This window comes from Mucilaginibacter sp. GW822-FHT03E02, assembly GCF_058801545.1.
Genome location: NZ_JBXANJ010000001.1, coordinates 5,282,563 through 5,294,752, shown reverse-complemented (window position 1 = coordinate 5,294,752; position 12,190 = coordinate 5,282,563). Strand labels below are relative to the sequence as shown.

Annotated in this window: 11 protein-coding genes; 7 read left to right on the top strand and 4 right to left on the bottom strand. The window is 51.6% G+C overall.

The features are described from left to right. Positions 1–2 precede the first annotated feature (2 nt). Both AC1RM2_RS21935 and AC1RM2_RS21930 read left to right on the top strand, forming a co-directional pair. Positions 3–335: a hypothetical protein gene (locus tag AC1RM2_RS21935; protein ID WP_492987302.1), complete on the top strand. Its 333-nt coding sequence runs from the start codon at positions 3–5 to the stop codon at positions 333–335. A 430-nt stretch (positions 336–765) separates the two neighbouring features. Then, the gene (locus AC1RM2_RS21930) at positions 766–2,286 is read left to right on the top strand and encodes an IPT/TIG domain-containing protein (protein ID WP_492987301.1); all 1,521 of its coding nucleotides are present in this window, start codon (positions 766–768) and stop codon (positions 2,284–2,286) included. Between the two features lie 705 nt (positions 2,287–2,991). Here the strand turns inward: AC1RM2_RS21930 and AC1RM2_RS21925 are convergent. Continuing rightward, a complete protein-coding gene (locus AC1RM2_RS21925; RefSeq protein ID WP_492987300.1) occupies positions 2,992–3,252 on the bottom strand; it encodes a helix-turn-helix domain-containing protein in 261 nt (86 codons plus the stop codon). 91 nt (positions 3,253–3,343) lie between these two features. On the opposite strand from AC1RM2_RS21925, the gene AC1RM2_RS21920 reads away from it, so the two are divergent. Continuing rightward, a complete protein-coding gene (locus tag AC1RM2_RS21920) occupies positions 3,344–3,613 on the top strand; it encodes a hypothetical protein (RefSeq protein WP_492987299.1) in 270 nt (89 codons plus the stop codon). Here AC1RM2_RS21920 and AC1RM2_RS21915 read toward each other — a convergent pair. After that, the gene (locus AC1RM2_RS21915; RefSeq protein WP_492987297.1) at positions 3,546–4,715 is read right to left on the bottom strand and encodes a hypothetical protein; all 1,170 of its coding nucleotides are present in this window, start codon (positions 4,713–4,715) and stop codon (positions 3,546–3,548) included. The two genes, AC1RM2_RS21920 and AC1RM2_RS21915, sit on opposite strands and share 68 nt — an antisense overlap. Positions 4,716–4,994: 279 nt before the next feature. Here AC1RM2_RS21915 and AC1RM2_RS21910 point away from each other — a divergent pair, with 279 nt between their 5' ends. Further along, positions 4,995–6,059: a sensor histidine kinase gene (locus tag AC1RM2_RS21910; protein WP_492987296.1), complete on the top strand. Its 1,065-nt coding sequence runs from the start codon at positions 4,995–4,997 to the stop codon at positions 6,057–6,059. Then, positions 6,056–6,787, top strand: coding sequence for a LytR/AlgR family response regulator transcription factor (locus AC1RM2_RS21905; protein ID WP_492987295.1), 732 nt, complete (start codon positions 6,056–6,058; stop codon positions 6,785–6,787). Before AC1RM2_RS21910 ends, AC1RM2_RS21905 begins: the two co-directional genes overlap by 4 nt. On the opposite strand, the gene AC1RM2_RS21900 is transcribed toward AC1RM2_RS21905, so the two are convergent. Further along, on the bottom strand, positions 6,788–9,790 hold the full coding sequence (locus AC1RM2_RS21900; protein ID WP_492987294.1) for a thiopeptide-type bacteriocin biosynthesis protein: 3,003 nt from the start codon (positions 9,788–9,790) through the stop codon (positions 6,788–6,790). A gap of 90 nt (positions 9,791–9,880) precedes the next feature. Here AC1RM2_RS21900 and AC1RM2_RS21895 point away from each other — a divergent pair, with 90 nt between their 5' ends. Together AC1RM2_RS21895 and AC1RM2_RS21890 are read left to right on the top strand one after the other, a co-directional pair. Then, entirely contained in the window at positions 9,881–10,324 is a 444-nt protein-coding gene (locus AC1RM2_RS21895) for a MauE/DoxX family redox-associated membrane protein (RefSeq protein ID WP_492987293.1), read from the top strand. Between the two features lie 106 nt (positions 10,325–10,430). After that, complete coding sequence (locus AC1RM2_RS21890) at positions 10,431–10,727, top strand: DUF6520 family protein (protein WP_492987292.1); 297 nt, start codon at positions 10,431–10,433, stop codon at positions 10,725–10,727. A gap of 65 nt (positions 10,728–10,792) precedes the next feature. Here AC1RM2_RS21890 and AC1RM2_RS21885 read toward each other — a convergent pair whose 3' ends face one another. Then, positions 10,793–12,187 (bottom strand): RagB/SusD family nutrient uptake outer membrane protein, encoded by a 1,395-nt coding sequence (locus AC1RM2_RS21885; protein WP_492987291.1) that lies wholly within the window; start codon positions 12,185–12,187, stop codon positions 10,793–10,795. Between the last annotated feature and the right edge of the window lie 3 nt (positions 12,188–12,190).

The following is a 12,190-nucleotide window of genomic DNA, read 5'->3' as shown; positions in this document are numbered from 1 at the left end:
ATATGAAAAAATATATGCTTATCATCCTCGCAATTGTATTGCTAAGTAACCTGCCTTTTTTTGATTTCTTTCTTTCCGAAGACTTCACCTATGAAAATGTAGACCGCACATTTACCTATAATGAAAATGCTTCGAAAGGTCTTAATTATATTAGTGTGGTAAGAGCCTATACCATTTTTCTTTGCCAACACCCGGACAAAGACCAGGGTGATAATCGTCTTTTCCGAACTTTCACCATCAAGCCCTGGCGGCTCTGGGAATGGCGACAGATGATTTTCCACAGTGAAAGATTCAGCTTACCCTATAAAGAACCATCCGTAAATCTAAAAAACTGATTTATAGCTGTGTTTAATCCGCGGGCTTGCTTGACGGAAATTCGGTTTATTTGTAGAACGTCATATGTCCGTCCGGCTTCGACCTTGGAGACACTCACCAGGATATTAGTTTGTCACAACACCTAATTATTAAATTCGGTCTAACGCTGTAAGCGACAAACCAACCAAATGAAAACTGCCTCCAATAGCATAGATAAACCAGGAACTTGATATGCCGTGCTAACATTTAATTTCTCAATTGCGGGCCATATTATGGATAAAGATTGTAAAATTCGGCTGATACAATTTTCGCAGCCGGGTGTTCCCCATTAAAGAAAATATTTTGCAGTATCCGGGGGGGGCCACACAATTAATTATCGCAAAAAACAAGCTAAAAGTATTTTACTTTATGACTATATTTAGTAAAAATAAATAAACGCAAAATTTTTCCATGAAAAAGGTATTGCTAATCAGTTGTATGGTTACCACTTTATTTTCCTGTAAAAAAGACCTCTCTTTTCAGCAGACCGATGAAGGCGTTGTTGCCCAAAAAAACTTTTCAATTTCACCGGTGCCGGTCATTAATTCCTTCCTACCGACTAATGGTCACGCGGGAACGATCGTAACGATCAATGGGACGAATTTAAACGGTGTCCAGTCACTGACAATTGGCGGGCAGCCTGCGATTGTCCTTGCCAATACAAGTACCTCAATAAGGGCTTTTGTTATGCCAGGAACAGCTGCTGGCGCCATCAATCTGATAGCAGCAACCGGAAAAACAACAACAAAAAGCCTTTTTACACTAACCGCTTCTTCGTTTCCCGCAATTCAGCAGGGCGCAAAATTAGTCGGGGCAGGAGGCAACGGTCAAACGGAACAAGGTGGTTCAGTTTCGATCAGTGCTGATGGAAATACCGCAGTTATAGGCGGTAATTATCATAATTATCCCCAGTACCTGGCTTGGGTATATACCAGGTCCGGAACCGTCTGGACTCAACAGGGTAATAAAGTCGTCGGCACCGGCACCCCTGGGAAAGCTCAATCGAGCACTACTACAGCTGTTAGTGCAGATGGAAACACCGCGATTCTGGGCAATGGATATGACAACAACCGACTTGCCGGTGCTGCTTTTATTCTTACCCGAACCGGTAGCACCTGGAACCAACAAATCAAACTAATTGGAAGCCCTAACATTGGCGGTAATGCACAGCAGGGCAGCGCGGTAGCGATGAGTGCTGACGGCAAAACCGTGCTCGTCGGAGGGCCGGGGGATAATAATGCCCAAGGTGCCGGATGGATCTTCACCAACAATGGCGGTATTTGGACACAACAGGCAAAACTGGTAGGTAAGGGCAACATCGGAGCTGCATTACAGGGAGGTTCAGTTGCCTTAAGTGCTGACGGCAACACTGCGGCTTTAGGCGGCGTTGCTGACAATGGAGCGATTGGAGCAGTCTGGATATTTGTCAGAAATAATAACGGCTGGGTGCAGCAGGGAACTAAACTGACCGGCAGTGACAGAAAAGGAGCAGCACAACAGGGTTATTCTGTTTCGTTAAGCGCGGATGGCAACATGGTGTTAGTTGGTGGCATAAATGATAACGGAGGGAAAGGTGCTGCATGGCTATTTGCCCGGAGTAGCGGCGTATGGGGACAGCTAACTAACAAACTGATTGGCTCAAACGCCGTTGGCAATGCCGGACAGGGCGGCGCTGTGTCGTTAAGTGCGGATGGCAGCATCATCATCTCAGGTGCTGTAGCGGACAACAATTACCAGGGTGCTGTCTGGTTCTTTAAACGAACCGGGAATACATGGCTGCAACAAGGAAATAAAGTTACAGGAATTGGAGGATCGGGAAAACCGAACCGTGGGACTTCTGTTATGTTAAGCGCTGACGGCAGCACGGGGATCTTTGGCGGACCGGGTGACAATAACAGCATTGGCGCCAGTTGGATCTTCGCAGCGCCATAATTATCCGGAATAATCCCATTTTACCACCTGTCAGTATCGGCGATATATTCGCAATATGATATCAGCGCTCCAGATTACCGGTTTTGCAATCGGCTATCTGAGGTTATTTCATTCATCAACTGCCCTTCAGCAGTTGATGCCATCAGCCATTAGGACCACTTCGTTGACATTTTATTGGATAGATGATCATCCCATTCATCAGGATCTCCACATGGACTTCCCTATAGCATTTTTTTTACGGAAAATAAATCCTATCTGGTTATGTCGTTGGCCTTTAAAAATTTGATTGCGCCGGTCTGCACGCCCTTTATCCCGGCATTTTTAACACGAAGACTGACAAATTCCCGGGTAACCCGGGTCAGGTGGTTCGTTTTCGAGGTTAGTGTTTCAGTTTTATCTGCGATAAATATTCACCTAAAATATTATATCCGTGCCGAAGCGCTGACAACCAGACAATTTTATCACAGGCCATTTAGCTATACCCCCTCATGGTCAACACCGGCTCTAAAACCATTTTTCTTCTGTCGGACGTGTTTGTTGCGGTTAACGTCATCCTGATCTGTACTTACATCCCTTTACCGCTCACCGCGCTCTTTCACAAAAAGGGGAGTCAACCAACTCCCCTTTTCAGCGGCATAATTATTATCTGTTTGCCAAATCTATAAAGAACACCGGGTTGCGCATTCAGCCGGCCTGCCGTTTAGGTCACCATTCCGACCATTGATCAAAAAATTCCTTTGGTGTGATACCCAGTTCCCGGATGACAATCACCAGGCTCGAAAAAGTCAGGTTGTCCCCTTTTTCATACCTGCCCATCTGGACGCGGTGGATATTATGCGCATTGGCAAAATCCTCCGCGCTCGAATAACCCGCCTGCTTACGGAAAGCCCTGATCAGCTTCCCAAGCCTTTCCCGCTGTGCTTTTGTAAAATCACCATTTGTTATTTTGGAATTACCGGCAGCCATACCAGTAAAATAAAAGAAAAGCCTACGGAAAAATAACCACTTAAAAGAACCAGCATATAAGTGGATTATTATAAAGAACCGGTATATTTACATGAACGATTATCCAGCACAATTAGCCATGAGCAACGAGGAAAAACTATCAGAACAACCTGTTAGCCAGATCAGTACCAACAAGGACTTTATAGGGCGCTGTCAAGAAATGGGCTTTAAAAAGATTGGCGATATATTGGCCGTGAAGCCGGCCGAACTCGTGGCCAAAAACGGATTTAGCTATCACTGGCTGGAAGAAATCGTTAATTTCCTGAGCAAAAACAAAGCGCTGCACCTGTTACAAGCAATACCGGGAAAAAGTCCCGGCTGAGGGTTGCTGCCATCTCCTGCAACATACGGAGGACAGCTGCGGCGTTTTTTTGTGAAATACTGTAGTACTCCTTACTCAGGCTTCCCAGGGAAATATCCTCGCGTTGTTTGGTACTGAAAACCAGGATGTGGAATTTTAACACTTCGGAAAGATTTTGCGTCGCATAGAGGCCGTTGCAGAAGAATACCCGGATCAGGCAGGCCAGTTGCGCCACCGAAAGGTCCAGTGCGAATTTTTTAAACACGGCCGACGCAGCAGGAACCACAGGCTGCGGATTCGAAAGATCAATTTCTTCTGTCAACCACCCTTTCAGCATTACACCGAGCGGCGGCCAGTCCGGATCAAAACTCGGGCTGTCCCAGATCCCGGGTTGCAGGCGTACAGCAATGTCCCGGAGCGCTGCGGCACGTTCGGCAGGCCGCAGCCCGGCAACGGAGGTGCGGGTCTCCGTCTGTAAATAGCCTAAAAAGCCCATATGATTGAAATTCAGGGCCAGTAGTTTATCCTTCAGCAGTTCGTTCAGGGTGTGGGCCTTGCCCTGGCACAGCACAGCATTGATCTCTTTCAGGAGCGTACCGGTATACTTCAGGAAACCAAAGGTAAAGGTCAGTTCCCCGCCCGGCTCAAAAAAAATCAGCAACGCATCTAAAACAAAATCCATGATGACGAGACCTGTTGCTTTCTCCGCCGCCAATTCCCGGAGCTGCCGGAATCGCGGACTGAGTTCTGTCCGCTTACAGCTGTAAAAAAGAGCGGGGAGCGGCAACTCGTCACCGATGTACCGGCCGTAATAATGGTACAGGTGGGCGATGAGTCCGGTCAGCCGGGCGGTAGGATCACAGGTGGAGCAGGCACAGGTACCATGTTCATCGAGCATCCCGGAAAGCATCCTGGCATAATAGGTAAAATACCGCACCAGCGTATCATCCGAGGCGCCGGAAAACACGGCGGAGGCCCATGCCTTTTTCGCGTTGGCACAAACTTCCGGGTAACCGGCAACATCCCCGCCGGGTTGCGCAGCCGGTCTGGAATCCCAGGCAACCTGCCGGAATTGTTCATCCAAGTCCCAGAGGGACATCAGTTCGGTTTCATGCAGCGCCATCAGGGTATGTTGCCGGTTGGACGACCGCCTTAGATTTTATTAAAATGCGTAGTGGTCACCACGGTCGTACAAGTTGTCGTATTATCCGTCGAGTCTGAAGTCGGCCCGTTCATCTTCGCCATTTTATACGCATACAATGTCCGGACTTGTTTTTTTGGTAATTGAATGTTGTTTGTTTTCATATTATTTTTTTTACTATATTAACATATTATTAAGTATAGCGCAATTTTGTTACGCGAATGACCGGATTAGCGACGCCAATTACACTACCGAAGGAAAATGATCAGATTCACCGCAAATTCTGCATATAAACGGGTAATTTTTCATTCCCTGTCCTGGTTATCTTTCATAGCCTACGAACAATCCTATGTATATTATATCACACGGAGCCTGGGGGCCCCTTCCCATATCATTTATTTCTATAGCTGTAATATTGCCCTATTTTATTGCCATTACCTGCTTTTAAATAGAACGGCAGGCAGGGAGCCGCCTGCCTATGGCAGGGCCATCAGCCTGACCATACTGGAGTTGTTTGGCTTTCTCCTGATCAAAGCAGGCCTGGAATATCTTGTGCAGACAGCTCCGCTGCCGGCCAGGCTGCCGGTTCTGGAAAAAGCGGCGGCATCGGACCTGTTCAGGAACATTTATTATGCCGGTCTGGCCACCCTGACCTGGTCTGCCGGCCGTATAGCCAGGAACCGGAAAGAGCGGGCCGAAGCACTTATCAGCAGGCTTGGGCTGGAAAAAGAAAAAGCCCTGCTGGAAAACAGGCTGGCCAAAGCCAGGAACGCCTACCTGCAACAGCAACTCAACCCGCACCTGCTGTTCAATACGCTGAACTTCATCTATAACACCGTTTACCGGCATGACAAAAAAGATGCTGAAGCCGTACTGCTACTCGCCGAAATCATGCGTTTCAGTCTGGAGCAAAGCGACGAGGGGAACCCGGTTCCCATTTACCAGGAAGCCGAACAACTGGAAAACCTTGTTACGATTAACAGGTACCGTTACCATTACCCCTTGGCGATTGATTTTTCGGTCAGCGGGGACACCCGCCGTTATGCGGTTATTCCATTAATCCTCCTGACCCTGACGGAAAACATGTTTAAGCACGGCGACTTCGAAAACAAAAAAGCTTCCATCGGCCTTTCCGTCAATGAAACCGGGCTGTTTTGCTTTACTACTCGCAATTTTAAAAAACAGCGTTCCGCGGCCCATTTAAAAAGCGGGCTCGGTCTCCAGAACACCCGTATGCGCCTCGATTATGCGTACCCCTCGGCTTATAGCCTGCAGATCCGGGACGATGCCGGCATTTATGAAACCTTATTGACCATCCAATTATGAACATCTATATCCTCGATGACGAATTCCACGCGCTGGAAATACTGGCCAGCTACACGGACCGGACAGCAGGGCTGTCGCTTTGCGGCGCATTTACAGATCCCGCCGCAGCGCTCGCTGCCATTGCCACAACCCGGGGTCCCGGTGTATTTTTCCTGGATATCGAGATGCCGGCCCTGTCCGGTTTTGAGGTGGCCAAAATGTTAGGCCGGCATATCAAAGTTATTTTCACAACCTCGTTCCGCGAATTCGGCCCGGAGGCTTTTGAACTCCAGGCTTTCGATTATTTACTCAAACCGGTCAGCTATTCCAGATTCCTCGCCAGCATCCAACGGGTGAGGGATGAAATCAATGCCGCCGACAACGCCGTTAACAACAACTCCCATTATTTTTTCATCAAAACCGAAACCAAGGGAAAACTGCTCCGCATCCTGACCAGCGATATCCTGTACATCAGGGCCGGGGGAAATTACGTGGATATCGTTCTGATTGGCGGAGTGATCACCGCTTACCTCACGTTGCAGGAAATCAGCGAAAAGTTACCACCCGGCCTTTTCGTGCAGGTACACCGCTCCTGCGTCGTCAATATGAGACATGTCTGCGCCATCGAAGCGGGAAAGGTAAAATTATCCAATAATGAGGATCTCAGCCTGAGCCGGGGCTACCGGGAATTATTCCTGAAAAAACTTGAAAACAACTTGTTTATCAGTCACCGGGACCCAAATGCCTGATCATTTTATCCTGGCCTGCTGCGAAACCGTATACTTATGGAGGCAATACCAGATCAGCCCTTCGTACTGGCGCTGCCTGGAAAAATAAAGCCTGTTGACCTGTAAATGCACCAGGTCGGCCAGCAGCTTATGCCTGTTTTCCGCAGGCTCTGCGGCTGTTGCAAAGGCCAGGCCGGCCAGACTCTCCAGGAATGCTGTTGTAACCCGGCCGCCTGGGAGGCTTGTACAGTCTTTACTTTCGAGCAAATGCCCCAGCGCGGTTGATACCGAACGGTATTTCCGGTCAAATCCGAGCTTCAGCCGTTCCCCGCCGTTAAATTCCGCGAGGAAACTATGCGCCCGGCCTGCCAGGAACGGCAACAATTCCCCGGGGGACTTTAAAAACTGTGCGCACATTCGAGCGGCCAGGGCAAAGGGTTCCAGCCCCGGGATGCCGGCCGGAGGGTGTACCACCCCGGCATTCAAAAATGCCATGGCACAACGGCTCCCCTGATAAAAACAGGCTTCGACCTGCTCTATATAGGCTGCGCCGTAACGTTCCAGTTCCCGGTAATAGGTTTCGTTCCGGTAATCCCGTACCAGGTCCTTGTATTGACGGCGCAGCAGGGACTTCCTGAACGCCGCCAGCAGCGCCGCAGTATCGGCTTCGGCCATCCTGATGCGCAGCCGGATATGGTGACCTCCCTCCTGGTAGCGGATAAAAAACCAGGATAGCACTTTGGACTTTTGCTGTCGCAGCTCCGGCAACACCACTTCCCGCAGGATCAGGTCGGCGCTTTGCGCAGTACAATAGATTTTCAGGTACAGCCACTCGCTGCCAGGCAGGAATACCCGCTCGGTAGGCGGGACTCGGACTCCGCCGCCCGGGCCCGTAGCCGCGTAAGCCGGCTGCTTAGCTGTTAACAGGGCCAGTCCCTGCCAGCTATAGGTCTTTTGCCCCGCGGTCACCAGCCCGTCCGGCACGAGGTATTCCCGCAGCACCGCCTCCCCGGAATCCTTCAGGTTTTCAAGGAAGAACAAGGCCTCCTCGTCATGAGCCAGGTCAAAAACCAGTTGCTGGTCCGAGCGCCCCATGCTGACCATGCGGGGGATACCACGTTCCTGCCGGAACAAGTGCAGCCTCCCGAGTGAAAAAGGCTTTGCCGCCAGCATTTCAAATTCCTCCTTCCGGAGGTGCCACCTGGCCAGGCTGATGACAACATCGCGGTATTCGATCCTCGGGTAAAAGGCCAGGCCGGGGAACAGCTTTTCGGGATCAAAGGACAAATTTGCGCGGAGCCCCTGGTATTGCAGATCGCAGAGCATCCGGAAGAGCGCGAGGTCATTATGGTGATGGTTATAAGCCGTCGGAAGCCTCGGGATAACCCTCTTGCCCAAGCTTATAGATTCCAGGAGCAGCTCTTCCCCTTTTACGGACAACAACAGGTCCGCAGGCAGCAGGTATTTCCCGTCCGCGGCGCACGGAAAAGTATTCAGCGGGATGACATAATCGAAGACCTGCCGCCGCCGGTTGACATTATCCACCTGGTCATGGGACAACTGGTGGATCTCAGCAAAAACGACACCCGGATTTGCGGCAGCTTCGGCTGTAGCCAGTTCCTGGCAAACCCGGTGCGCAGCAGCGCTGAAAGCCGAAAAACGACCGATCAGGGCGGTCGAGGATACGCCGCCACAGCTCTCGAGGACGAGCTTGTCACCCGACCTGCCAAACAACAGCGCCAGCCCCGGGCTGGTCTTATCCCCATTTAACTCCGGGAGCTGCGCTACATCCGAATCGCGGATGACTACCGGATCGGATATCTTCCGGTTATTATTTTCCAGCCAGATCTTCAAAAACATCCGGTGAATAACGCTCCATTGCACCTCGTCCCTGGCCAGCCCTCTTTCGGGAAAGGGCAAGCCGTCCAGGATGCCCTCGGTCCCGGGATCCCGGTGCAGGCTGCCATAACTGACCCCGGTATCCGGGTCAAGAGCTTTGAGCAGCGGGACTTTTTGCGCATCAAATTTCTCCAGGAAAGCCCTGCGGAAATCGCTGAGCGCCTGCAAAGGAAATGCGGGGACAATGCGCTCCAGCAGACCGGCAGCATCCTGCAACTTAGCGCGGAAAACTGCAGGCATCCCGCCGCTGAGGGCCGGTCTTTCCAGGTTGGCATAAAAAGGCTGCGGATTTGCAGCGCCTTCCGCTACGGGCAGCCGGGCAGCGAGCAGGGGCAGCCTTTCCCCGCCAGGGAAGTTGATGCGCGCATTCTCCTTCCAGAACGCGAAGGTTCGGCTATCGGCGCAGGTGTAGCCAAGCGACCCCTCCCCAGCCAGAAGATGAACCTCTTGGCTATCCAGCAGCACCTGTTCAGCGGAAAGGAAATCCAGATAGGCTCCCGCGTCTTCCGCACTACAGCCCGCCAGGCTGACCAGTTCCTCTTGCATCAGGCAGCGGGCAACCGGGCCTTCGCCCGCCATCCGAATCAGCTTGTTATTAATCTTCCCGGCATCGACGGCACAAAGCGAAAAAAACAGCCTGCCGGAATCATCCCTGACCGATTGTGTAAACCGCCAGGAAGCACCAAGCCGGTACAGGGTTGGATTAAGGGCCAGGAAACGTTCTTCACCCGTCGCCTCCCGTAACCCGGCCTCGTTTTGCAACCAGCGCAACGATGGTAATAAATGCAGTAAGGCTGCTTTGCCCGCAGGCAGGCGGATCGCTCCGCCGTCCGACCAGCCGAGTACCGTAAACGAGGCAAATGCGCCGAAAGGCGTTGCCCGGAAAGACATCCTGTTATAATATTTCAGCAGGGTAAAGCGCTCCTTTTCATCCAGCAGCTCCAGCCGGAATTCTTTTTTTTCGACTAACCGGTAAAAGCCTGTGCTGGCCAGCCATAGCGCGTCCCGGAAAGCAGCATCGCTGAGCACTTCCGCCAGTTTCGCCGGTGCATAATCCGAAAAACTGTAAAAGGGGAGTCTTAAAAAGATCTTATCAGAAAAAATATAACCCTCATTATCAATCATATAAAATTCAATTCTGGGGTATAGTACCCATTTACCACTGTTTTACCATCTCCGGGTCGCCTTCCTTTGTTCCGGCAAACCCCATACACCATGAAAGCATTAACCAAATCCATTGTCCCCCTGCTGTTTATCCTATTGTTCACCTACGCCGCCGCCAGTAAACTCCTTGACTCCGGCAGGTTCCGCTCGCAACTCTATTTGCAGCCGTTTCCGCACAGCCTATCCGACCTCCTGCTTTACCTCATTCCGGTTACCGAACTGCTGCTGGCCCTGCTCCTTTGTTTTAACCAAAGCCGCTTCGCCGGCCTCGTCCTGTCCACTATCCTGATGGCCCTGTTTACCGGCTACATTTCGTACCTGTTGCTGTCTTACCAGGGTAACCTGCCCTGTTCCTGCGGCGGCATCCTCGAACACATGTCCTGGACAACGCACCTGGCCTTTAACTGGACTTTTGTCGTCGCCGGTGTCACCGGGATCGCCCTGCATCTGACCGACACAAAAAAGAGCCCAAAACAACTGACTTCAACGCGATAAAAACCCAACGGGGAAAGCCGAAAACCCGCAGAACAGAGTAGGCGCCATTTATTTATTCACTTAAGTTTTTCGTCCGCTTTTTAGTAAAAACAGCGGTCACAGTACGATGAAAACCATCAAAGGAAGCATGATCGCCCTCGCCTTCGTATTAGGCATCGGCGGCGCATTCGCCACCAACGCGCACCACGCTGCGCACAAACCGGCCGCCAAAACTGCCGATGTCTGGTGGCAGTTCAACGGCACCCAGGCCCAGATCAACGACGCCACCAAGTACACCCAGGTGGCTAACGAACCAGGCTGTTCGGGCAGCACAAAACGCTGCGCGATCCTGGCACAGCCTGACCCGCTGCACACCACCCAGCCCGACCTGTCGGCGATCAGCCAGGAAGACCTTAAAAATTAAGGTACTTCCACAGCAGCCCTTAGCGGAAGGCCCTCGCGGCCTTCCGCTTTTTTATTTTCATTCATTTATTCATTCTGCGCGATCCCCGTTTGCGCGATCACCGACCGCGGAATCGGGAAAACATACCGCGCATCCCCCGGCGGCAATTCATATCGCTGACCGTTCACCAGTTTAACCACTGTTTTCCGGTAGGCTTCCTCCCGGTTCAGTCTCCGCAGATCCGTCCAGCGCTGTCCTCTCAGTACCAGTTCCTTCCTGCGTTCCGCCAGGATCCAGCCCAGAACTTCCGCCGCATCGGTAGAGGACAAGGCAAGGTAGGATACGGCCGAATACCGGTACTTCCGCAGCAGGTTCAGGTCCGCCAGCGCCGCGGTAATTTTACCCGACCTGGCCGCGGCTTCTGCCCGCAGGAGATAAAGTTCATCTGTTGCCAGCCCGCTGAACAAGGCCGTCGTCCCGTCATAGCTGCCGTTGAAATTATAATAAGGTTTCGTTGCCGCCTTTTTAAAAAAGAGCGTTTTGCGCAGGTCTCCGGCGGTATAGGAAGCATACAAATTGGTATCGATCAAACACCGGGGCGCCAGTAAGACCGGCGCGGAGGACAGCACGGCATGAAAGATCACTTCGTCATTGAATCGTTTGAAAGAAGCCGCGCTGCCCGCGGTCAGCTGGTTATAATCCATCAGCTTCCCGGTCAGCCTGAGGCAGGAATCAGCATAGGTGTAGGCACTCGTGTAATCTCCCATAACCAGGTAAGTCCGGGCCAGCATGTCTAAAGCCGCAGCCTTTCCTGGGCGGGTTTTCGCTGCGACATCAACCGTTAAAGCCGCCGCCGCCAGTGTAAAGTCGCTGATTATCTGCCGGTAGCTCTGCGACACCGTAGACCGCACCGATTTCGAATTCAGGTCCGATGAGGCCCGCAGCACCAGTCCGGCATCCGTATTGGCCGTTTGCACATCATAGGTCTTACAAAATTCTTGCGCGAGCGCGTAATACGCGTAGCCACGGAAGAAAGCCGCCTGGCCCTGTATATTCCGCCAGGCCGGGCTGCCATCGCCGTATTTGGCCGCCCCTTCCAGCACCAGGTTGGTATAAAACACAACGGTATACGGGTATGACCAATCGTTCCTGGGCAGGTCGTTAAACACCTCCTTGTCCCAGGTATAGGCGTTGCGGTTCGTTACTGATACGGATGCCCAGGTGGCGTTCGTAATAAAACCGTCATCCGCGCCATCAGTACCGGCATACGGCCAGTTTTGCGTCATGACATTGTTATTGTCCATCAGGGCCTGGAAATCCGCCGGCGTTACCGGCACCTGTAAGCTGAGCGAGGGTTTGACGTCCAGCTGTTTTTTGCACGAAAACAGCAGCAGGCACAGGCAGGCAGCAATTAACAGCACCCTTTTCTGTAAACCGTCCCAAAGCTGCTTTTGTATATTGGTTATCATTGTCTTTTTCATTAT